Raw genomic sequence first — 20652 nt, 5'->3', positions numbered from 1 at the left:
CGCCAGCGCCGCCGATGCGGGCCCGGCGCAGCATGCCGCAGCGTTGGCACGACCCTTGCGATGGAGTGACTGAAGTCCCTTGAATGGAGTCCACCATGAATCTGCGTCCCGTCCTGTTCGCGATCGCCACCGGCGCCGGCGTACTGACCAGCGTGCTCGCGATCGTGCATCGCGTCGAAGCCAATATCGCCACCACGATCGAAGTCGATGACGACGCGCCCGTGGCGGCAAGCCTGCTGCCTGCGCTCAGCGTGACCGCCCGGCTCGATGGCGCCACCGAGGTCGCGCTCGATGATGTCGACGTGCTGCCGGTCACGCTGCTGCCGACCGTGCATGTGCGCGCGAGTGCCCGCATGGCCCGCGACCAGAGCGCGCTGGCGGCGGCGCCAACGCGCGACCCGGCGCGCGTGCAGAGCGCCGAGTGAGGACACCGGCAGTGCGGCATCGAAGTGCGTGCGCGGCGCAGGTCGCGACCGGAACGGCGGACCGCCACCGCCGCGCATGGGCAGTGCCGGGGCGGGCCTAGGCGCCTGGCGGATATTCGGGCTTCTGCTCGCGCGCAAGCAGCGCCGCCATGCCCTCGCGCGGCGTGAGTTCCTCGTGCAGCACCTTCTGCACGAGCGCGGTGATCGGCAGTTCCACGCCGTGGGCATTGGCGAGCTTCATCACGGTATCGACCGTCTCGATGCTCTCGACCACCTGGCCGATTGCGGCAACGGCCTCGGCCAGCGGCCTGCCCTCGCCAAGCGCGAGGCCGAGCCGGCGATTGCGCGAGAGGTCGCCGGTGCAGGTGAGCACGAGGTCGCCGAGGCCGGCCAGACCCATCAGCGTCTCCGGGCGTGAGCCCAGGGCCGCGCCCAGGCGCAGCATTTCGGCCAGCCCACGCGTGATGAGACCGGCGCGTGCATTGAGGCCCATGTGCATGCCATCGGCGACGCCGGTCGCCACCGCGAGCACGTTCTTCATCGCGCCGCCCAGTTCAGCACCGAGCACGTCGTTGCCGGTGTAGGCGCGAAACCGCGCCGAATGCAATTGCAGCGCCACCGCCTGCGCGAACGCGGCGTCGACCGAATGCACGGTCAACGCGGTCGGCAAGCCCTGCGCGACTTCGCGCGCGAACGAGGGTCCGGTGATGACGGCCGCCGGATGGCCGGGCAGGCGCTGCGCCACGAGTTCGTGCAGGAAACGTCCCGAGGCCGGATCGAAACCCTTGGTCGCCCAGGCAATGCCGGTGCCGGCAGCCACCCACGGCGCGATGGCGTCGAGCAGGGCGCCGAAGGCATGGCTCGGCACCGCGATGAGCAGCGTGCCCGCATCGCGCACCAGCGGTTCGAGCATCGCGCTGAGCTGCAACTCGGCCGGCAGCTCCAGATCAGGCAGGTAACGCGCGTTGTGGCGCGTCGTGGCCATGTCGACGATGGCCTGCGGCGAGCGCCCCCACAAGGTGGTGGGCACGCCGTTGCGGGCGAGCTGCACGGCCAGCGCCGTGCCCCAGGAACCGGCACCCAGCACGGCGGTGGCGGCGACGCTCATCGTCCCGCCACCTTGCCACTGGAAGTCACGCCGCCGCCCATCGCCGCGGTCGGACGCCGATCAGGCGTTGGCCGCCTGCGCGCCGGCACCTTCGGCCTGGCGACGCACCTGCTCCGCATACAGGGCATCGAAATTGATCGGCTGCAGGAACAGCGGCGGGAAACCGCCACTCTGCACGAGATCGGAAATGACCTGGCGCGCGTACGGGAACAGCGCATTGGGGCAGTAGCTGCCGAGGATCGCGTTGCGGCTGGCGTCGTCGAAGCCGACCACGCCGAAGATGCCGGCCTGCTGCACCTCGGCGAGGTAGGCGGTCTTGTCGCCGACCTTGCAGGTCGCCGTGATGCTGAGCACGACTTCGTAGACGTCGGGACCGAGCGCGTTGGCACGCTGGCTCAGGTTGAGCTCGACGTTGGGCTGGCCCTGTTCCTGGAACACCTGCGGGGCGCCGGGCGCTTCGAACGAAACGTCCTTGATGTAGATGCGCTGCAGATTGAGCTGGGCCTGGGCGGTGCCCTGACCGTCGGCGGCGCCGTTGCTGCTTGCCATGGGGATTTCCTTAGCTGGAGGGAAAAGAGGGCGATTATCCCATGCCGGCGCGGTTCACGCACGCGCCAGGCCGCAGGTTCAGTTGCGACCCTTGACCAGCGGCATCTGCGCCTCGCGCCAGGCCGCGATGCCACCATCGAGCCAGAACACCTTGGCGAAGCCGGCCTTGCGCAGCCGGCCGGCGACTTGCGCCGCCGTCACGCCGCTGCGGCAGACCAGTGCGATCGGCGTCTCGCGCGCCTTGGCCAGCTCCTTCGACTCGGGATCGACCTGGCTCGGCAGCAGATGGCGCGAACCCGGCACGTGGCCCTTCTCGTACTCGGCCTGCGCCGAGATGTCGATCACCAGCGCATTCTCGCGGTTGATGAGCTGGGTCAGCCCGGCCGGCGTCAGCGCCGCGCCGCCGCGCATGAGGCGCTGCATTTCGGTGACCAGCAAGGCCACCAGCACGCCGACGAAGGCGAGCGTGAGCAGCAGGTGGTTGCCGAGGAACTCGGGCAGGCGGTGGATGAACTCGGACATGGCGACGGGCGCAGGCGGGACGGCCGCCGATTATCGCGGAATCGGCGCCGCTCGGCACGCGTCTTCAGTCGCGCCGCGTGATGTCGGGCAGGCCCGAGGTCAGCCACCAGTGCTTGCTGGCGGCGTCGTAACGCCAGCTGCGCTGGTCGACGATGCTGCGCGCGACCTGGGTGTTGACGTTGAGCAGGTCGAGCCGCACCACCTGGCGCACTTCGTCGGGCGACACCACCACCGGCTGGCCCTCGTCGTAGTTGCTCACGCGCACCTGGCGCAGGCGCTCGAGTTCGAACGCAGTGACCGGATGCTCGGCCTGGATCTTGGGATCGATGAAGCCGACGGCCTGCTCGTATTCGCCCCAGCGGATCGCCGCCGAATAGGCGCGCAGCGTCTCGGTGAGGATCGTCTGCTTGGAACGGATTTCCTGATTGGCGCAAGCGGCCGGCAGCAGGCAGGCGATGGCGGACAGGACGAGCGGCAACAGGCGGCGCATGGCGATTCTCGGTGCGGGACGCGCCGATTGTGCATCAAGCCGGGCAGGCGCGCGCGATCAGGCCGCCGCTGCGTTGCGCAGCGCGACGAAGCGCGCACTCAGCGTGGCCGCCACGCCGCCGTCGGGCAGCGCCACCGCGCATTCCATGCGCAGCCGCGCCTTGCCGCGCGCGGCCAGCGCGCTGAGCATGTCGGCGCAGGATTCGCCCGCGGCCGGCTGGGCCCGGCAGCGCAGTTCGCCCCAAACCGGCGCAAGGTAGCGGATCGTGCTGTCCTGCACGTAGATGTCGCAATTCAGCCCATGCGCGGCCGCGGCCAGGTGCAGCACGCCCCAGCCGGCCAGCGTCATCAGGCTGGCGAGACTGCCACCGAAGGCGCAGCCCTTGTCATTGATGTTCGGTGCCAGCGGCGCCGCCAGTTCGAGCCAGTCGCCCTCGTGCGCGACCACGCGCAGCGCCATCGCCCGCGCCAGCGGAATCGTGGCAAGCAGGTCGCGCTCGAGATCAGCCGCGGCGGTCGACATGGGCGCAATTCCTCGTGCTGGCAGCGGCAGTGCGCCGCGGGCTGCGGCGCGCGGCGCATTATCATGCCGGCGCATGCGCGCCACCAAGACCATCGCCCCACCGTCGCTGCCGCTGGCCGGCGCCACCCTCGTGCTGACGCGTCCGGCCGGTACCGCGCGGACGCTGGCCGCGCAGGCGCGCGCGCGCGGCGCGACCGTGGTGCTGCTGCCGGGCCTGAGCCTGCGCCGCCACGACACACCCGAACTGCGCGCACGCCTGCACGCGATGCGCTGCGACGACTGGATTTTCACCAGCCCCGCGGCGGTGGATGCCTGCTGCGCGCTCGACTGGCAGGCGCCAGCGGCGGCGCGTGTGTTCACGGTCGGCACCGGCACGCGGCGCGTGCTGGCACGGCATGGCGTGGCGGCGCTGGCGCCCGCCAGCGGCGCCGACAGCGAGGCGCTGCTGGCGATGCCGCAACTGGCGCGGCTGCGCGGCCGACGCATCGCCCTCGTCGGCGCGCCGGGCGGGCGCAACCTGATCGCGCCGCAACTGGCGGCGCGCGGCGCGCGGGTCGAGCCCCTGCACGTCTACGCGCGGCAGGCACCGCGGCTCAGCCGGCGCCACTTCGCCGCCCTCGCCGCTGCGCCCGAGCCCTGGCTGAGCCTGCTGTCGAGCGGCGAAGCGCTCGAACACCTGTGCGCGCTGCTGCCGGCGGCACTGGCCGCGCGCTGGCGCGCCCAGCCGCTCATCGTCGCCAGCGAGCGCCTGGCGGCGCAGGCGCGGCAACGCGGCTTCGGCCAGATCGTGGTGGCCGCCAGCGCGGTCGGTGGCGACATGCTGGCCGCAGCCGCGCACTGGCTCGCGGACCGGCCGCAGGCACGCCGATGACGCACTGCGTCACGAGTTGGGCTAGCATGGGCACATGAGCGATACGTCCGGGGACAAAGGCTTGTCCGATACGCAGTCACTGGTCGTGCACACGCCAGCAGCCACTGCGCCACGGCGCGGCCTGCTCGCGCTGTCGATGGCGCTGCTGGCCCTGCTCGTCGCGGGCTGGAGCGCGTGGCGCAGCCATCTCGCCGAGCGCGACCGCGGCGCCAGCGAAGCCGTGGCGCAACTCGCCGCGCAGGTCGACACCATCGTGCAGGGCAGCGAGCAGCGCCGCCGCGACCTCGATGGCCTGCGCGCGCGCTTCAGTGACGCCGACACGGTCAACAAGGGCCTGCGCGAGGAACTGTTCGGCCTCGGCGAACGCCTGCGCCATGTCGAGGATGCGGTGGCCCACCTGGCCGAGCAACGCCTCAATGGCCGCGACGTGCTGGCGCTCAACGAAGCCGAATTCCTGCTCGTGCAGGCGCAGGAGCGCCTTGCCCTGTTCCACGATGCCGATGCCGCCATCGCGGCCTACCGCCTTGCCGATGCGGCGCTCGCGGCGGCCGAGGATCCCGCCTTCGCCACCGTGCGGCGCACGATCGATGCCGAGCGCGCGGCGCTGGAGGCGGCGCGTCCGGCCGACCTGCGCGCGAACTTCACCGCGATCGAGCGCCTGCGCGCCGAGCTGCCCGCACTCGTCGCGGTGCCGACCGCCGCGCCGACCGCCGCCGCGCCCTCGGGCTGGCGCGCCTGGCTGGCGCCGTTCGTGCGCATCAGCGAGGTCGAGGCCAGTAGCGACGCGCAACGCGATCCCGGCATCGCGCAAGGTCTGATCGCGCTCGACCTGCGCGATGCGCAGGCGGCGCTGCTCGCCGGCGATGCCGCGCGCTACCGCGCTGCGCTCGACCGTGCGCGCGCCGGCATCGCCGCCCTGCCGGCAGGCCAGACGCCGGCGCAGCAGGCCGCGCTGGCCGCCATCGACACGCTCGCCGGCGCACCGCTCGCACCGGCCCTGCCCGAACTGGGCAGCGCGCTCAAGGAGCTGCGCAACCTGCGCGCGACGCGGGCGCTGGCGGCGCCCGCCGCAGCACCGGTGGCGGCGCCGACGGAGCATCGCTCATGAGGCTGTGGCGCTGGGCCCTCGTGCTGCTCATCGTGGCGGTGGCCGGCGCGCTGGCCTGGCAGTGGCTGGCTGCCAATCCCGGTTATGTGCTGATCCGCTTCCGCCACACGCTGCTCGAAACCAGCGTGGTGGTCGCGCTGGCCGCGCTGCTGGCCGGCTGGCTCGTGCTCGCCCTCGGCTGGCGGCTGCTGCGCTGGCCGCTGCGCGCCTGGAGCCGCGCGGCCGGTCGCCGTGGTCGCGAGCGGCTTGCCGGCGGCATGCTGGCCTACGCCGAAGGTGACTACCTGCGCGCCGAGCGCGAACTGGCCAAGGCCGCCCACCACGAACCGCTGCGCATCCCTGCCCTGCTGCTGCTCGCGCGCGCCGCCCACGAACGCGGTGCCGAGGATCGCGCCAGCCAGGCGCTGGGCGAGCTCGGCGACAGCGGCAAGCGCGTCGGCGACGCCTTGCGTGCGCGTTTCCTCGTCGATACCGGACAGGCGGCCGAGGCGCTGGCCCTGCTCAAGGACAAGGCCGCGCAGGACGACCTGTCGCTGCGCGGCCGGCACCTGCTCGTCGACACCGCGCTGCTGCTCGGCGAGCCGCAGGTCGCGCTCGACGCCTTGCCACCGCTCGCGCGCAGCCAGTCGCTCACGGCCGAGGCACAGGCGCAACTCGAACTGCGCACGCTCGCCGCCGCGCTGGCGGCGGCACCCGATGCCACTGCCCTCAACGCGCTGTGGCACCAGAGTTCACGCGCGCAGCGCCGGCGCCCCGAACTGGTCGAGGCGTTCGCGCGGCGCAGTGCGGCGCTGGGCCAGATGCTGGCCGCACTCGACGAGATCGAGGCGGCGCAACGCCACGAATGGAGCGATCGCCTCGCGGCCGCCTACGGTGAGCTCGGCCAGGCCGAAGCGCCGGCGCGGCTCGCCCGCGCGCAGAACTGGCTCGGCCAGGCGCCCAACAGCGCCGCGCTGCAGATCACGCTGGCGCGCCTGCACCTGCAACTGGCGCAACCCGAAGCCGCCGAGGAATCGGTGCAGCGCGCGCTCGCGCTCGGCGCCACGCCGGCCGCCTGGGAAGTGCTCGGCGCGATCCGCCGCGCGGTTGGCGACGATGCCGGCGCCGCCAATGCCTGGGCCAACGCGCTGCACCAGCCGCGCGGCGACGCGCTGCTGGCGGTGGCGCCGCTGGCCGCGCGTGCCGATGTCGACACGCGGCCGATCGCATTCGAGGAACGCAGCGAACACGGCGTGCCGCGCCTGCCGAGCCAGGCCTGAACACGCAGGCCGCGCCGCGCCGCCACCGCGGCGACCTGCCAAGCGGGTGCCACCGCGCGCGTCAGCGCGGCAGCGTGTCGACGCCGACGACGCGCCCCTCGCGCAGATGCATCACGCGCGGGCGCAGGTTGGCGCCGAAGTCGTAGGTCCAGTCTTCCTCGCGCAGGTCGCGCCAGCGCTCGATGCCCGGCGCAGGTCGGCGCACCACGTAACCGCTCGCGGCGCGGCGCGCGGCCGGCTCGCCGCAATGGGCGACGAGTTCGCCGACGCTGAGCCCGACCCAGTTGCGGTTCGCATCGCAGTCGCTGCCGAGCGTGTCGACGCCATAGCCGAGCGATGCCTGCGCGGCAAGCGTGCCGTCGCGGAACACGAGCTGGCTGATGAACTGGCGCGACCCGAAGTTGTAGTACCAGACCGCGACCTCGACATCCTTCTGGTACTGCACGGGCGCGTTTGCGCCCAACACTTCGGTGTCGACGTAGCGATCGACCCAGTACGGCTCGCCGCAGCGCTCGCGCACCTGCAGTTCGACATCGCCGAGGGCGACCAGGCGGTTGCCGCAGCGCAGTGCCTGCGCCGGCGGCGCGGCGAACAGCAGCAACACGAGCAACACGCTGCAGCAACGCATGGCGCAATCCTTGGTCGGTGGTGGAGGTGGCGGGCCAAGGGTCGCACAACGGCGGCCCCATGCAACGCCACGCGGCGGCGCGGGCTATAGTCGCCCATCACCGACAGGAGCACCGTTGCGATGGGCATCTGGAAGCAGACCACCGACCTGGCCCAGCTCGCGGCCTGGAACCGCGGCTGCATGGTCGAACACCTGGGCATGGTCGTGACCGAAGTCGGCGCCGACTTCGTGCGCGGCACGATGCCGGTCGATGCACGCACGCGCCAGCCGTTCGGCCTGCTGCACGGCGGTGCCTCGGTGGCGCTGGCCGAGTCGCTCGGCAGCCTCGCCGGCAACCTGTGCCTCGACGCCGCCGAGATGGCGGTCGGGCTCGACATCAACGCCAACCACGTGCGCGCGGTCAGCGCCGGCCTCGTCACCGGTACGGCGCGGCCACTGCACCTGGGCCGCAACACGCAGGTGTGGGAGATCCGCATCGAGGACGCCGCCGGCCACCTCGTGTGCATCGCGCGGCTCACGCTCGCGGTGGTGCCGCGCAAGGCCGCGTCGGCATGAGCGCAAGGCCGACCGCGCCCTACGCCGCGCTCGGCCCCGACCTCGTGCTCGATGCGGTCGAGGCGGCCGGCTTCGCCACCGATGGCCGCCTGCTGGCCCTGCCCAGCTACGAGAACCGCGTCTACCAGGTCGGTCTCGACGGCGCCGCGCCGCTGGTGGTCAAGTTCTACCGCCCGGCGCGCTGGAGCGATGCGGCGATCGCCGAGGAACACGCCTTCGCGCTCGAACTGGCCGCGGCCGAGCTGCCGGTGGTGGCGCCGCTCGTGCTGCGCGGCGTGACCCTGCTGCAGCACGCCGGCTTCCGCTACGCGCTGTATCCGCGCCGCGGCGGGCGCGCGCCCGAACTCGAGTCGCGCGAGCACCTGGCGTGGATGGGGCGCCTGCTGGCGCGCCTGCACGGCATCGGCGCCCGCGCCGGGTTCACCGCGCGTGGCGCGCTCGACGCGCAGACCTTCATCCGCGACGCCGCGCACGGCGCGATCGGCAGCGGCCTGCTGCCGGCGCATGTGATCGAGCCCTACCGCACGCGCTGCGCGGCACTGGCCACGCTGGTCGAGGCACGCTTCGCCGCGATCGCGCCGCGCCGCATCCGCCTGCACGGCGATTGCCATGCCGGCAACGTGCTGTGGACCGACGGCGGCCCGCACTTCGTCGACCTCGACGACGCGCGCATGGGCCCGGCGGTGCAGGACCTGTGGATGCTGGCGCCGTCGGCGGCCGCGCTCGACGCGCTGCTCGAGGGCTATGGCGAATTCGCCGACTTCAATCCCGCCGAGCACGCACTGATCGAGCCGCTGCGCGTGATGCGGCAGGTGCACTGGGCCGGCTGGGTCGCCACGCGCTGGCACGATCCGGCGTTTCCGCATGCGTTCGCGCACGTGGGCGAGCCGCGCTGGTGGGAGCAGCACCTGCGCGACCTCGGCGAGGCGCAGGCACAGCTGCAGGACGCCTGAAACCGCCGCACGGCGCCGCGATGGCGCGACGCGAGTGGCGCGGCGACGCGGCCGCAGCTCGCCGCGACGACCGCGCGCGCCAGTCGCTCGGCAAGGCCGGTTTGCAGCCGGCGCCGGCGCGGCGTTACCGTCGCCGCGGCCGAAGCCACGCCCTGCGCTGCGATGCAATCGATCGAAATCGTGTTGACGATGTTGCTGCTCGTGCTTGCGAGCGGCTATCTCGTGCGCGTGCTGCCGTTCGCGCTGCCGTTGCCGCTGGTGCAGATCGCGCTCGGCGCCGGGGTGGCGGCGGTGTCGAGCCACGGCGTGCGGCTCGATCCGAACCTGTTCTTCATCCTGTTCCTGCCGCCGCTGCTGTTCCTCGACGGCTGGCGCATCCCCAAGGCCGGCCTGCTGCGCGACGCCGGGCCGGTGCTGCAGCTCGCGCTGGGCCTGGTCGTGTTCACGGTGCTCGGCGTGGGCCTGTTCGTGCACTGGCTGGTGCCGGCGATGCCGCTGGCAGTGGCGTTCGCGCTGGCCGCGATCGTGTCGCCGACCGACCCGGTGGCGGTGGCCGCGATCGCCACCCGCGTGCCGCTGCCGCGCCGCCTGCTGCACATCATCGAGGGCGAGGCCCTGCTCAACGATGCCACCGGCCTGGTCTGCTTCCGTTTCGCGGTGGCCGCCGCGCTGACCGGCCAGTTTTCGCTGCTGTCGGCCGGGCTGACCTTCCTGTGGCTCGCGCTGGGCGGCGTCGCGGTCGGCGCTGCGGTGTCGTGGGGCATCAGCCGCAGCCATCACCTGCTGACGCGACGCTTCGGCCAGGATGCCGGCCTGCCCGTGCTCGGCAGCCTGCTCACGCCGTTCGGCGCCTATCTCGCGGCCGAGCACCTCGGCGCCTCGGGCATCCTCGCCGCGGTCGCCGCCGGCGTGATGATGAGCTACGCCGAACTGTCGGGCGTGGCGCCTCCGGCGACGCGGCTGCAACGCGCCGCGGTGTGGGACTCGGTGCAGTTCGCGCTCAACGGCATCGCCTTCGTGCTGCTCGGCGAGCAGTTGCCGGGCATCGTCGAGCGCGCCCGCGGCGGCATGCTCGAAAGCGGCCACGCCAGCGTGTGGTGGCTGCTGCTGCTGGCGCTGGCGCTCAACCTCGCGCTGGCGGCGGTGCGGCTGGCATGGACACTGGCGGCGCTGCATCTGCGCACGGTATGGCATCGGCGCCATGGCGATGCCGTGGCGCGCCCGCCATGGCGGCTGGTGCTGGCGATGTCGCTCAGCGGCGTGCGCGGCGCGATCACGCTGGCCGGCGTGCTCACGCTGCCGCTGCTGCTGCCCGATGGCCGCGCGTTCCCGTTCCGCGACCTGGCGATCTTCCTCGCCATGTCGGTCATCGTGCTGTCGCTGGTGGTGGCCAGCTTCGGCCTGCCGCGGCTGCTGCGCGGCCTGCGCGTGCCGCCCGAGCCGCGCGCGCACCGCCAGGAGGACCTCGCCCGCCGGCGCGCGGCGCACGCCGCGCTGGCCGCGCTCGAACAGGCCCGCCTCGACCATGGCGCCGACAGCACCGATGCCGGCATCGCGGCCGCCGCCGCGACGCGCGTGATCGCGCTGTACCAGGGCCGGCTCGACGGCGGCGATACCGAGGTCGACGCACAGCGGCTGCGCAAGGCCGACCAGGCCGAGCGCCGCCTGCGCCTGGTGGCGCTGCGCGCCGAGCGCGCCGAACTGTTCGCGCTGGCGCGCCAGGGCCGCCTCGCCGACGACGTGGCACGCCGCCTCGTGCGCGAGATCGACTACGTCGAATCCCGCTACCAGTGAAACGGCCGATGCGCCGGCGCGTGGCCCGCGGCGGCGCATCGGCTAACATTGGCGGTCATGCACAACCTTGCCCAACCGCTGCCGATGACCCATGGGCGCGACCGCCTGCGCGCGCTGCGTTACGTCTGGCGCGTGCCGCAACTGTTCGTGCACGGCGTGATCGCCCTGCCGCTGGTGGTGCTCGCGCTCAACCCGCTGGCGGCACGCCTGCGCATCGGCGACACCAGTGTCGAGAAGTTCATGATCCGCTGGTGGTCGGGGCGGCTGGTGCGCATCTTCGGCATGCGCATCCGCAGCTTCGGCGAGCCGCTGCCGGAAGCCGTGCTGTACGTGGCCAACCATGTGTCGTGGCTCGACATCGAGCTCATGCACAGCCAGCGCGCGATGAGTTTCGTCGCCAAGAGCGAGATCGCGCGCTGGCCGCTGATCGGCTGGCTGGCCTCGCGCGCCGGCACGATCTACCACCGCCGCGGCAACACCGATTCGCTGCAGGCGGTGATGGGCGTGGTGGTCGAGCGCCTGCGCGAAGGCGAACCGGTCGGCGTGTTTCCCGAAGGCGGCAGCGGCCACGGCGATCGCGTCGGCACCTTCCACGCGCGCATCTTCCAGACCGCGCTCGACGCCGGCGTGCCGGTGCAGCCGGTGGCCCTGCGCTACGGGCGCAACGGCAGCCAGGACGCCAGCGTGCCATTCGGACGCAACGAGACGTTCGTCGCCAATTTCCTGCGCGTGCTCGGCAACCCGCGCATGGACGCCGAGGTCCATTTCCTCGCGCCGGTCGCCGCCGCGCCCGAGGCGCGCCGGCGCATGGCCGAGGAAAGTCGCGCGCGCATCGTCGCGGTGCTCGGCTACGGCGGCGACTGAGGCGCGCCGATGGATGCAGCTGCGGCAGCGCCGGCGTTGCTGCGCGGTGAGCGGTTCGCGCCGCCACGCTGGCTGCGCAATGCCCATCTGCAGACCGTGCTCGCCTCGGCCAGCCTGCGGCGCTGGCTGCTCGTGCGCGCCCGCCGCGAGGTCGAGCACGACGCCCGTGCCGAGCTCATCGACTGCGGCGCCGGCGTGCGCCTGCAGGGCCTGCTGACGCGCCAGCGCAGGCAGGCCACGGCGCGCGGCCTCGTCGTGCTGATCCACGGCTGGGAAGGCAGCGCCCACTCGACCTACCTCACCGGGGTCGCCGCGGCGCTGCTGCAGGCCGGCTGCGACGTGCTGCGCCTCAACCTGCGCGACCATGGCCACACCCAGCACCTCAACCGCGGCCTGTTCCACTCCTGTCGTCTCGACGAGGTGGTCGGCGCGGTGCGCGCGGTCCACAGCGAGCTGGCGCAGGCGCCGCCGGCGCTGGTCGGCTTTTCGCTCGGCGGCAACTTTGCGCTGCGCGTGGCGCTGCGGCTGCCCGAGGCGCTGGCCGGCGTGGTCGCGGTGTGCCCGGTGGTGAGCCCGCAGGCCGGCCTGTTCGGCCTCGAACACGGGCCGTGGTTCTACCAGCACTATTTCCTCCACAAGTGGCGGCGTTCGCTGCGGCGCAAGCGCGCGGCGTTCCCGCAGGTCGACTGGTTCTCGCGCGCCGACCTGCGCGGCGACCTGCGCGCGCTGACCCGCACGCTCGTGCTGCGCCACACCGACTTCGCCTCGCTGGAGGACTACCTCGACGGCTACTCGATCGCCGGCGCGCGGCTGGCCGGCCTGCGCGTGCCGACGACGATCCTCGCCGCCGCCGACGATCCGGTGATCCCGGTGGCCGACTTCCGCGCCTTGCGCCTGCCGCCGCAGGTCGAGCTCGACATCGCCGCGCATGGCGGCCACTGCGGCTTCCTCGGCGCGGCCTTCCCGCACAGCTTCCTCGAGCGCTACGTGCTGCAGCGCGTGCTGCGCGCATTCGCGGCGCAGGCGCACGCTGCCGGCCGCGCCGCGCCGCATGAGGCATAATTTCCGGCTCGCGTCGCGCCAGCGCGCCGGCGCCTTCGCCCCGCCTTTTCCGGACCGACCTGCCTCATGCTCACGCTCAAGCAATCCATGGACCTGCAGCGACAGGGCCGCCTCGACGACGCCGAACGCGGCTATCGCGCCATCGTGGCCGCCGAGCCCGACAACATCGACGCGCTGTACATGCTCGCCGTCGCCTGCCGCCTGCGCGGCGATGCGGTCGAAGCCGAGACGCTGTTCGCGCGCACGGTCGAGGCGCGCCCGGACGAAGGCGACCTGCACCTGAGCCTGGCCTCGACGCGCGCGCTCAACGGCAAGCTCGACGAGGCGCGGCGCGGCTACCTGCGCGCGCTCGAGCTCAACCCCAACCTCGTCGGCGCCCACCTCGGCCTCGGCCAGCTCGCGCTCGGCGCAGGCAACGACAGCGGCGCCGAAAGCCATTTCCGCATCGCGCTGCGCGTGGGCGAGGACCCCCACGTGCTGACCGGGCTCGGCCAGGTGATGGCGCTGCGCGGCGACTGGGACGCGGCGCTGCGCTATCTCACGCGCGCCGCCGAACTCTTGCCCGACAACGCCGCGACCCAGTTCCTGCTCGGCCAGACCTTCGCGCGCAAGGGCCTCACCGCATTCGCGCAGCAGGCACTGGAGCGCTGCCTGCAACTGCAACCGCAACTGCACGAGGCGCATGCCTGGCTGGCCGAAGTGCTCATGCACGCTGATCGCGCCGCCGACGCCGAGCCGCACTACCGCCACCTGGCGTCGATCCCCGGCTACGAAATGCGCGCCCAGGCCGGCCTGGGCGATGTCGCGCGGGCGCAGAACCGCATGCAGGACGCGGTGGAACACTACCGCGCGGTGCTCGCGATCGACCCGCGGCAGAAGATGCCGCTGCGCATGCTCGTGATCGCGCTGGCCGCGCTCGGCCGCAACGACGAGGTCGTCGCCGCGCTCGGCGACTACCTGGCGCGCGAGCCCGACGACGACGAAATCCGCGAGATGCGCGCCGACATCCTCGTCGCGCTGGGGCGCCACGGCGAGGCGCTGGCCGATCGCGACAGCATCATGCGGCGGCGACCGGCCGATGCGCTCGCGCAGGCGCGCGGCGCCGTGCTCAAGGAACGCCTCGGCCAGCTCGACGAGGCATCCGAACATGCCCGCCTCGCGCTCACGCTCGACCCGAGCCAGGTCGACGCGCGGCTCGTGCTGGCACGCGCGCAGACGCGGCGCGGCGAACTCGACGCCGCGCGCGCCACGCTCGACGGACTGGCGCAGGCCACGCGCGACAGCGAACAGGAGCGGCAATACCAGCGCGCGCTCGGCATGCTGCACGACGCCGCCGGCGAGCCTGCCGCCGCGGTGACGCATTTCGCCCAGGCGCAGCGCGACCTGCCGCTGTCGCTGCCGCCGCTGGCGCCACCACGGCCCGAGCTCGCCGCGGCGCTGGCCGAGACGCCCGATGCGCCCTGGGCGCATGCGCCCGTGTTGCTGCTCGGCACGCCCGGCAGCGGCGTCGAACAGGTCGCGGCCCTGCTCGCCGACCAGCCCGCGCTGCAGGTGCTGCGTGGCCGCAGCAGCTCGCGCGAGCGCGCCGACGACTTCAACCATCCGCGCTTCCAGCTCTACTGCGGCGAACTCGACGCCGCCGCGCGCGAGGCGCTGCGCGAGCGTTACCTGCAACCGCTGACCAGCACCGGCATGGACATCGAGCGCACCCTCGTCGACTGGCTGCCACGCTGGGACGCGCACCTGCTCGCGCTGGTGCGCCGCGCGATGCCGGGCGCGCGCCTGCTCATCGTCGACACCGACGCGCGCGATGCGCTCGTCAACTGGCTCGGTTTCGGCTGGTTCGACGGCTTTGCCTGCACCGATGTCGAAGCCTGCGCCGACTGGCTGGCGCGCGCACGCGCCCACATCGGCCACGGCGCCGAACTCGACGAGCCACGCCGCCTCGTCGTGCGTGCCGACGAACTCGTCGGCGATGGCGCCGCCGCGCACACGCTGGCGCGGTTCCTCGGCCTCGACCGCATCGACTTCACGGCCCAGGCGCAGCGGTTGTCGCGCCTGCCGGCGACGCGCTTCGCGGTTGGCCACGGCGCGGCCTACAGCGAGGCCCTGGCCGGCGCGTTCGCGCGCCTCGACGCCTGAACCCCACCGGAGATCCACGATGCAGATCCGCAGCAACGATTTCGCCGACGGCCAAGCGATCCCGGCGCCGTTCGCCTTCGGCCAGCCCGGCACGGCCGGCGAACCCTGCGTGCCGTCGGCCAACCGCAACCCGCACCTGGCCTGGAGCGGCGCACCGGCCGGCACGCGCTCGTTCGCCATCACCTGCATCGACGTCGACGTGCCCTCGCGCGGCGACGACGTCAACCAACCCGGCCGCAGCGTGCCGGCGAACCTGCCGCGCGTGGAGTTCGTGCACTGGCTCATGGCCAACATCGATCCCGCCATCGGCGAGCTCGCGCAGGGCGCCTGCGCCGACGGCATCGTCGCGCACGGCAAGCGCGCGCCGGCCGGCCCGGCCGGTGCGGTGCAGGGTCGCAACGACTACACCGGCTGGTTTGCCGGCGACGCCGCCATGGCCGGCGAGTACCGCGGCTACGACGGCCCCTGCCCGCCCTGGAACGACACGCTCGTGCACCGCTACCGCTTCAGCGTGCACGCGCTCGATGTCGACCGCCTCGACCTCGCCGCGGGTTTCGATCTCGCCAGCCTGCGCGCGGCGATGCAAGGCCACGTGCTGGCCACGGCCACGCTGACCGGCACCTACAGCCTCGCCGCGCCACGGCGCGGCTGAACCGCCGTCGGCCGCGGGCGCGGCCTCAACCGCCGACGGGATAGCTGGGCACGGTGTCGAGCGTGGCGGCGCAGATGGCGGCCAGTTCGATCAGGCGCAGGTCCGAGCCGGGTGCGCCGACCAGTTGCAGACCGATCGGCATGCCGTCGGGCAGCGTACCCATCGGCAGGCTCACCGCCGGGCAGCCGGCCAGGCTCGCGAAGCAGGTGAGGTCGGCATCGTTGGCGCGCTCGGCGGCGGCGAGCGGCTGCGGCCCCTGCGGCACGGTCGGCAGCACGAGCACGTCGATGCCGGCGAACACCTCGCGCGCCTTGAGGATCGTGGCATCGAGCAGGCGGTCGGCGGCGACGTAGTCGAGCGCCGACTTGCGCGTGGGATAGTCGAGCAGCGCGCGCAACTGCGCCGACACCGGCTGCGCGGTGTCGGCGAGATCGGCCGCGTACTCGGCGGCCAGTTCGGCCTCCATGATGAGCAGCGCCGCGCGGCGCGTGCGGGTGATGTCGAAGTCGGCAAAGTCGACCGCGACGCGCTCGCCCAGTGGCGCCGCGAGCTGGGCCAAGGCGCGCTCGAACACGTCGTGCACGGCATCGCTCACGCCAAGCGCGCGCAGGTCGCGCACGAAGGCACTGCGCAGATGGCCCGGCTGCCAGTCGGGCGTGGCCAGCGGCACGCGGCGGCGACGCGAGCGCGGATCGGCCGGGTCGTGGCGCGCCAGCACCTGCAGCACCACGGCCAGATCCTCGGCCGCGCGCGCGAGGATGCCCACGCAGTCGAGCCGGCGCGCCGCCGGCAGCAACCCGCGCGTGGAGATTTCGCCATGCGTGGGCTTGAGCGCGAAGATGCCGCAGTGGCTGGCCGGAATGCGCACCGAGCCGAGCGTGTCGCTGCCGAGCGCGAAGCTGCACTGGCCCGCCGCCACCGCCGCCGCCGAGCCGCCGGAGGAGCCGCCGGCGCTGAACTCGTGGCGCCACGGATTGTGCACGGCGCCGCAGTGCGGGTTGCGGCTGGAGGTGCCGAGCACGCCTTCGTCGAGATTGGTCTTGCCGATGATGACGGCGCCGGCCGCGCGCAGTCGCGCCACCGCGCTCGCATCGCTGGCGGCCACGCGCTGGCGCCGCGCGGGCAGGCCGGCGCTGGTCGGCAGGCCGGCCACGTCGAGATTGTCCTTGACCGCGACGACGAGGCCGTCGAGGCGGCCGATCGTGTGCTGCGCGCGGCGCGCGTCGCTGGCCGCCGCCTGCTGCGCGGCGTCGGGCGCCAGCGCGAGGAAGGCATTGAGCGCGCCGTTGTCGCGGTCGATGGCGGCCGCGCAGGCGCGCAGCAGGGTGGCGCCATCGACCTGCCCCGCCGCCAGCCAATGCAGTTGCTGGATCGCGGCACCGCCGCGCAGTTCCCTGTCACCCAAACTCATGCCGATGCCCTGTCCTTGCCCGCAGCCAGAACCGCGATTATGCACGGGCGGCGCCGCGCGGCGTTGCCGCGCTGGCCGCGAACGCCGACAATTTGGCCGATTGCCTCCGCGGAGTGGGTCATGAGCGAACGCGACACCATGGAATACGACGTCGTCGTGGTCGGCGCCGGGCCGGCCGGGCTCGCGTTCGCGATCCGCCTCAAGCAGGTCAAACCCGAACTGTCGGTGTGCATCATCGAAAAGGCCTCGGCGGTCGGCGCGCAGATCCTGTCGGGCGCCGTGATCGAACCCGAGCCGCTCAACGAGCTGCTGCCCGACTGGGGCAACAACCCGCCGCCGATCTGCGTGCCGGTCACGCGCGACGAGTTCTGGTTCCTGCGCGATGCGACGCACGCGACGAAGTCGCCGCTGACGCCGCCGCAGATGCACAACCACGGCAACTTCATCGTCTCGCTTGGCGCGCTGTGCGCGTGGCTGGCGCCGCAGGCCGAGGCGCTCGGCGTCGAGATCTATCCGGGCTTCGCCGCCGCCGAAACGCTGTTCGACGCGCAGGGCGCGGTCGCCGGCGTGCGCATCGGCGACATGGGCGTGGCGCGCGACGGCTCGCACAAGAGCGGCTACACCCAGGGCATCGACATCAAGGCCCGCACCACGGTGCTGGCCGAAGGCTGCCGCGGCTCGCTCAGCAAGCAGTTGATCGCGCGCTACCGCCTCGATGCCGGCAGCGATCCGCAGACCTATGGCATCGGCATCAAGGAACTGTGGCAACTGCCGGCCGGGCGCGGCGAGGCCGGCAAGGTCATGCACACGCTGGGCTGGCCGCTCAACAACCAGACCTACGGCGGCAGCTTCGCCTACCACCTCGACCAGGATCGCCTCGCGATCGGCTTCGTCGCCGGGCTCGACTATGCCGATCCGCTGTTCCGGCCGTGGGAGGCGTTCCAGCAGCTCAAGCACCATCCGCTGCTCAAGTCGCTGCTCGACGGCGGCAGCATCATCTCGGCCGGTGCGCGCGCCCTGATCGAAGGCGGCTGGCAGTCGCTGCCGAGGGTCGAAATGCCGGGCGCACTGCTGATCGGCGATGCCGCCGGGCTCATGAACGTGCCCAAGATCAAGGGCACGCACCAGGCGCTGCGCTCGGGCATGCTCGCCGCCGAGCACCTGGCCGCGCACGGCAGCAGCACGGGCTGGGACGCGGCGCTGCGCGGCTCGCGCGTGGCGAGCGAACTGCGCAAGGTGCGCAACATCCGCCCCGGCTTCCACAAGGGCCTGTGGCTCGGCCTTGCCAACGCCGGCTGGGAAACGGTGACCGCCGGCCTGTCGCCATGGACGCTGCGCAACCACGCCGACTGGTCGAGTCTGCACAAGCTCGATGCGGCGCTGGCCGCGCAGCAACCGGGCCCCAACGCGACCTCGCCCGAGCAGCCGCCCTACCTCGAACGCACGCTGCCACCGCGCGACCGTCTCGCCGGCGTGTACTTTGCCGCCACCCGGCACGACGAGGACCAGCCGATCCATCTCAAGGTCGCCGACACCGACCTGTGCGTGACGCGCTGCACGGTCGAGTACGCCAACCCCTGCACGCGCTTCTGCCCTGTCGGCGTGTACGAGATCATCAACGACACCAGCGGCAAGCGCCTGCAGATCAACGCCGCCAACTGCGTGCACTGCAAGACCTGCGACATCAAGGACCCCTACGAGAACATCACCTGGACCACGCCCGAAGGCGGCAGCGGGCCCAACTACCAGAACCTGTAGCCGCCCGCGCCGCGACCGGCGCGCGCCACCGCGCCCGGCTCTTGCACGCGCGGCGCGACGCGCTACATTCGCGCCTCCGCGACCACCCAACACCGATTGCCATGTCCCGCTGGAAAGCCGCCGGCATCCACCTGTCGGCCAATGCCGTCATCGCCACGCTCGCGCTCGCGCTGATCTTCCTCGTGTGGTATCCGCATCCCTACAGCCAGGCCGCAGGCGCCGGCATGCTCGCGCTGCTGCTGCTCGGCGTCGACCTCGTGCTCGGCCCGCTGCTGACCCTCGTGGTGTACAAGGCCGGCAAGAAAAGCCTGCGCTTCGACCTCACGATCATCGTCATGCTGCAGATCGCCGCCTTCGCCTATGGCCTGCACGTGGTGGCGCAGGCGCGGCCGGCGTTCATCGTCGGCGCCGTCGATCGCTTCGTCCTGGTCGCCGCCAACGAACTCGCCCCCACCGACATCGCCAAGGCGAGCAACCCCCGGTTCAACCATGTTCCCTGGACCGGCCCGCTCGTGGTCGGCGCCAAGCTGCCGAGCGAGGCCAGCGAGGTCAAGGCACTGGTGTTCTCGGGCCTCGCTGGCAAAGACGTCGAGAAGTTCCCGCAGTACTACGTTCCCTACGCCGATGTCGCCAGCGCATTGCTCGCGCGGGCAACGCCACTGGACACGTTCGTGCGCAAGCATCCGACCGCGTCGGCCATGATCGATGCGTGGCGGCAAGCGCATCCGGCGCAGCCCGCGGACAGCGTGGTCGCACTGCCACTCAATTCGCGCACGCAGGCAGTGACCGCCTTGGTCGATCGTCACACGGGTGCGATCCTCGATACCCTGGCGTTCGATCCCTGGTAGCCGGTGCATTCGACGCGGGCGGCGCGCAGTGTTCGTTCACGACGTCATCAACGCGCCGCAAACTGTCACAACATGACAAATTGCGCGATGCCAGGTCCGCGCGCATGCGAACCCAGTCGCAGTTCGAAACGCTTGTTCACAGACAGCGTGTCAAGGCAGGGCTGGCCAAGCTTGGCACGAATGCTGCAACATACTCCTCGCGAGCCGTCGATCGCCGGACGAGAAAACGATCGCGGAAGCGGGCCCGCCTTGGCTAGGTTGGCGGCTCTAGGGGCAATACCGACACATCTCATGAGAGGAACCACCATGAACAAGATCCAGAAGGGCTTCACGCTGATCGAACTGATGATCGTCATCGCGATCATCGCCATCCTTGCCGCCATCGCGCTGCCGGCCTACCAGGACTACGTGATTCGCTCGCGCGTTTCAGAAGGCCTGGTCGCCGCCGACGCCGCCAAGATCAACGTGCAGGACGTGCTTGCCTCGGGCAACCCGCAGGGTGATGCCCTCGGCTATGCGCTCGGCTACACCGCGCCGAGCGCAACGCAAAACGTCGCCAGCGTGGCGATCGCTGCGGCTACCGGCATCATCACCGTGACCACCACGGCCACCGCCGGCAACGGCACGTTCACGATGACGCCGAACTCGCCGATCGGCACCGCGCTGCCGGTGGGTACGGCCGCGTTCACGCCGTCGGCAGACGCGACCGCATGGCGCTGCGCCGCCGCCGGCGCCACTCCGGGTGCCTTCGTTGGCGTCGTTCCGGGCACGCTGCTGGCGCGTTATGCGCCGACCGCCTGCCGCTGAGGCAAGGCTGCATCAAGCGGGGTGTGTGGCAGCGATCGCCGCCACCCCGGTCATTCAGAAGGCCCCGCGAGGGGCCTTCTTTTTTTTGCGGTACGCCCGTGCCGCACGCCATCGGACAGCACGGCGCGCCTGCACAGTGCGCTTGCCGCGAACGATCGCTCGCACCGGCACGGCCCATGCCGCCAGCACGGCGCCAACCCGGGCAACGACCCCACGAAGCGGCACGCCAGCCTCGCCGGTTCGCCGCGATGCGAGCCTCGACACAACCCCGCCGCCGTCAAAGGTGTACATTCGATGCCGTACTTGGGGTAGATTCCGCATTGT

General features: G+C 72.3%; 21 protein-coding genes. 14 read left to right on the top strand and 7 right to left on the bottom strand.

What is annotated here, in order from left to right; translation table 11 throughout:
* Positions 1 to 95: 95 nt before the first annotated feature.
* On the top strand, positions 96 to 425 hold the full coding sequence (locus KF903_RS14120; protein WP_291216161.1) for a hypothetical protein: 330 nt from the start codon (positions 96 to 98) through the stop codon (positions 423 to 425).
* Between the two features lie 97 nt (positions 426 to 522).
* On the opposite strand, the gene KF903_RS14115 is transcribed toward KF903_RS14120, so the two are convergent.
* From KF903_RS14115 to KF903_RS14095, 5 genes are all read right to left on the bottom strand, one after another.
* Positions 523 to 1533: an NAD(P)H-dependent glycerol-3-phosphate dehydrogenase gene (locus KF903_RS14115; RefSeq protein WP_291216159.1), complete on the bottom strand. Its 1011-nt coding sequence runs from the start codon at positions 1531 to 1533 to the stop codon at positions 523 to 525.
* A 60-nt stretch (positions 1534 to 1593) separates the two neighbouring features.
* Positions 1594 to 2082, bottom strand: a complete 489-nt coding sequence (gene secB, locus KF903_RS14110; RefSeq protein WP_291216156.1) for a protein-export chaperone SecB — start codon at positions 2080 to 2082, stop codon at positions 1594 to 1596.
* A 78-nt stretch (positions 2083 to 2160) separates the two neighbouring features.
* Positions 2161 to 2604, bottom strand: a complete 444-nt coding sequence (locus tag KF903_RS14105; protein WP_291216153.1) for a rhodanese-like domain-containing protein — start codon at positions 2602 to 2604, stop codon at positions 2161 to 2163.
* Positions 2605 to 2668: 64 nt separating this feature from the next.
* Positions 2669 to 3094, bottom strand: a complete 426-nt coding sequence (locus KF903_RS14100; protein ID WP_291216150.1) for a hypothetical protein — start codon at positions 3092 to 3094, stop codon at positions 2669 to 2671.
* Positions 3095 to 3151: 57 nt separating this feature from the next.
* Positions 3152 to 3616 carry a YiiD C-terminal domain-containing protein gene (locus KF903_RS14095; RefSeq protein ID WP_291216147.1) on the bottom strand — a complete coding sequence of 155 codons (465 nt, stop codon included), beginning with the start codon at positions 3614 to 3616 and terminating at the stop codon, positions 3152 to 3154.
* A gap of 73 nt (positions 3617 to 3689) precedes the next feature.
* Here KF903_RS14095 and KF903_RS14090 point away from each other — a divergent pair, with 73 nt between their 5' ends.
* The 3 genes from KF903_RS14090 to KF903_RS14080 all read left to right on the top strand — a co-directional run bounded on the left by KF903_RS14090 (position 3690) and on the right by KF903_RS14080 (position 6854).
* Positions 3690 to 4487: a uroporphyrinogen-III synthase gene (locus KF903_RS14090; RefSeq protein ID WP_291216145.1), complete on the top strand. Its 798-nt coding sequence runs from the start codon at positions 3690 to 3692 to the stop codon at positions 4485 to 4487.
* A 61-nt stretch (positions 4488 to 4548) separates the two neighbouring features.
* Complete coding sequence (locus KF903_RS14085; protein ID WP_291216143.1) at positions 4549 to 5595, top strand: uroporphyrinogen-III C-methyltransferase; 1047 nt, start codon at positions 4549 to 4551, stop codon at positions 5593 to 5595.
* The gene (locus tag KF903_RS14080) at positions 5592 to 6854 is read left to right on the top strand and encodes a heme biosynthesis HemY N-terminal domain-containing protein (protein ID WP_291216140.1); all 1263 of its coding nucleotides are present in this window, start codon (positions 5592 to 5594) and stop codon (positions 6852 to 6854) included. Before KF903_RS14085 ends, KF903_RS14080 begins: the two co-directional genes overlap by 4 nt.
* A 61-nt stretch (positions 6855 to 6915) precedes the next feature.
* Here the strand turns inward: KF903_RS14080 and KF903_RS14075 are convergent, their stop codons facing one another.
* Positions 6916 to 7482, bottom strand: a complete 567-nt coding sequence (locus KF903_RS14075; protein WP_291216139.1) for a DUF2845 domain-containing protein — start codon at positions 7480 to 7482, stop codon at positions 6916 to 6918.
* Between the two features lie 120 nt (positions 7483 to 7602).
* Between KF903_RS14075 and KF903_RS14070 the strand changes: the two genes are divergently transcribed.
* From KF903_RS14070 to KF903_RS14040, 7 genes are all read left to right on the top strand, one after another.
* On the top strand, positions 7603 to 8037 hold the full coding sequence (locus tag KF903_RS14070) for a hotdog fold thioesterase (RefSeq protein ID WP_291216137.1): 435 nt from the start codon (positions 7603 to 7605) through the stop codon (positions 8035 to 8037).
* Positions 8034 to 8990 carry a serine/threonine protein kinase gene (locus KF903_RS14065; RefSeq protein ID WP_291216135.1) on the top strand — a complete coding sequence of 319 codons (957 nt, stop codon included), beginning with the start codon at positions 8034 to 8036 and terminating at the stop codon, positions 8988 to 8990. Before KF903_RS14070 ends, KF903_RS14065 begins: the two co-directional genes overlap by 4 nt.
* A 162-nt stretch (positions 8991 to 9152) precedes the next feature.
* Entirely contained in the window at positions 9153 to 10784 is a 1632-nt protein-coding gene (locus tag KF903_RS14060; protein WP_291216132.1) for a Na+/H+ antiporter, read from the top strand.
* Positions 10785 to 10841: 57 nt separating this feature from the next.
* Entirely contained in the window at positions 10842 to 11648 is an 807-nt protein-coding gene (locus KF903_RS14055) for a lysophospholipid acyltransferase family protein (protein ID WP_291216129.1), read from the top strand.
* 9 nt (positions 11649 to 11657) lie between these two features.
* The gene (locus KF903_RS14050; protein WP_291216126.1) at positions 11658 to 12710 is read left to right on the top strand and encodes an alpha/beta fold hydrolase; all 1053 of its coding nucleotides are present in this window, start codon (positions 11658 to 11660) and stop codon (positions 12708 to 12710) included.
* 66 nt (positions 12711 to 12776) lie between these two features.
* Positions 12777 to 14852 carry a tetratricopeptide repeat protein gene (locus KF903_RS14045; RefSeq protein WP_291216123.1) on the top strand — a complete coding sequence of 692 codons (2076 nt, stop codon included), beginning with the start codon at positions 12777 to 12779 and terminating at the stop codon, positions 14850 to 14852.
* A 19-nt stretch (positions 14853 to 14871) separates the two neighbouring features.
* Complete coding sequence (locus tag KF903_RS14040; protein ID WP_291216120.1) at positions 14872 to 15504, top strand: YbhB/YbcL family Raf kinase inhibitor-like protein; 633 nt, start codon at positions 14872 to 14874, stop codon at positions 15502 to 15504.
* Positions 15505 to 15529: 25 nt separating this feature from the next.
* Here KF903_RS14040 and KF903_RS14035 read toward each other — a convergent pair whose 3' ends face one another.
* The gene (locus KF903_RS14035) at positions 15530 to 16915 is read right to left on the bottom strand and encodes an amidase (RefSeq protein ID WP_291216117.1); all 1386 of its coding nucleotides are present in this window, start codon (positions 16913 to 16915) and stop codon (positions 15530 to 15532) included.
* 120 nt (positions 16916 to 17035) lie between these two features.
* Between KF903_RS14035 and KF903_RS14030 the strand changes: the two genes are divergently transcribed.
* From KF903_RS14030 to KF903_RS14020, 3 genes are all read left to right on the top strand, one after another.
* Positions 17036 to 18673, top strand: coding sequence for an electron transfer flavoprotein-ubiquinone oxidoreductase (locus KF903_RS14030; protein ID WP_291216114.1), 1638 nt, complete (start codon positions 17036 to 17038; stop codon positions 18671 to 18673).
* Between the two features lie 101 nt (positions 18674 to 18774).
* Complete coding sequence (tfpZ, locus tag KF903_RS14025; RefSeq protein WP_291216111.1) at positions 18775 to 19521, top strand: TfpX/TfpZ family type IV pilin accessory protein; 747 nt, start codon at positions 18775 to 18777, stop codon at positions 19519 to 19521.
* 306 nt (positions 19522 to 19827) lie between these two features.
* A complete protein-coding gene (locus KF903_RS14020; protein WP_291216108.1) occupies positions 19828 to 20328 on the top strand; it encodes a pilin in 501 nt (166 codons plus the stop codon).
* Positions 20329 to 20652 lie beyond the last annotated feature (324 nt).

The sequence above is a fragment of the Dokdonella sp. genome (assembly GCF_019634845.1).
Taxonomy (GTDB): domain Bacteria; phylum Pseudomonadota; class Gammaproteobacteria; order Xanthomonadales; family Rhodanobacteraceae; genus Dokdonella_A.
Note: the sequence above shows the minus strand (reverse complement) of the source record. Positions and strands in the feature narration are given on the sequence as shown.

Coding starts and splice junctions, on each gene's coding strand:
- KF903_RS14120 (WP_291216161.1), top strand. CDS start 96: ATGAATCTGCGTCCCGTCCTGTTCGCGATCGCCACCGGCGCCGGCGTA.
- KF903_RS14115 (WP_291216159.1), bottom strand. CDS start 1,533: ATGAGCGTCGCCGCCACCGCCGTGCTGGGTGCCGGTTCCTGGGGCACG.
- secB (WP_291216156.1), bottom strand. CDS start 2,082: ATGGCAAGCAGCAACGGCGCCGCCGACGGTCAGGGCACCGCCCAGGCC.
- KF903_RS14105 (WP_291216153.1), bottom strand. CDS start 2,604: ATGTCCGAGTTCATCCACCGCCTGCCCGAGTTCCTCGGCAACCACCTG.
- KF903_RS14100 (WP_291216150.1), bottom strand. CDS start 3,094: ATGCGCCGCCTGTTGCCGCTCGTCCTGTCCGCCATCGCCTGCCTGCTG.
- KF903_RS14095 (WP_291216147.1), bottom strand. CDS start 3,616: ATGTCGACCGCCGCGGCTGATCTCGAGCGCGACCTGCTTGCCACGATT.
- KF903_RS14090 (WP_291216145.1), top strand. CDS start 3,690: ATGCGCGCCACCAAGACCATCGCCCCACCGTCGCTGCCGCTGGCCGGC.
- KF903_RS14080 (WP_291216140.1), top strand. CDS start 5,592: ATGAGGCTGTGGCGCTGGGCCCTCGTGCTGCTCATCGTGGCGGTGGCC.
- KF903_RS14075 (WP_291216139.1), bottom strand. CDS start 7,482: ATGCGTTGCTGCAGCGTGTTGCTCGTGTTGCTGCTGTTCGCCGCGCCG.
- KF903_RS14070 (WP_291216137.1), top strand. CDS start 7,603: ATGGGCATCTGGAAGCAGACCACCGACCTGGCCCAGCTCGCGGCCTGG.
- KF903_RS14065 (WP_291216135.1), top strand. CDS start 8,034: ATGAGCGCAAGGCCGACCGCGCCCTACGCCGCGCTCGGCCCCGACCTC.
- KF903_RS14060 (WP_291216132.1), top strand. CDS start 9,153: ATGCAATCGATCGAAATCGTGTTGACGATGTTGCTGCTCGTGCTTGCG.
- KF903_RS14055 (WP_291216129.1), top strand. CDS start 10,842: ATGCACAACCTTGCCCAACCGCTGCCGATGACCCATGGGCGCGACCGC.
- KF903_RS14050 (WP_291216126.1), top strand. CDS start 11,658: ATGGATGCAGCTGCGGCAGCGCCGGCGTTGCTGCGCGGTGAGCGGTTC.
- KF903_RS14045 (WP_291216123.1), top strand. CDS start 12,777: ATGCTCACGCTCAAGCAATCCATGGACCTGCAGCGACAGGGCCGCCTC.
- KF903_RS14040 (WP_291216120.1), top strand. CDS start 14,872: ATGCAGATCCGCAGCAACGATTTCGCCGACGGCCAAGCGATCCCGGCG.
- KF903_RS14035 (WP_291216117.1), bottom strand. CDS start 16,915: ATGAGTTTGGGTGACAGGGAACTGCGCGGCGGTGCCGCGATCCAGCAA.
- KF903_RS14030 (WP_291216114.1), top strand. CDS start 17,036: ATGAGCGAACGCGACACCATGGAATACGACGTCGTCGTGGTCGGCGCC.
- tfpZ (WP_291216111.1), top strand. CDS start 18,775: ATGTCCCGCTGGAAAGCCGCCGGCATCCACCTGTCGGCCAATGCCGTC.
- KF903_RS14020 (WP_291216108.1), top strand. CDS start 19,828: ATGAACAAGATCCAGAAGGGCTTCACGCTGATCGAACTGATGATCGTC.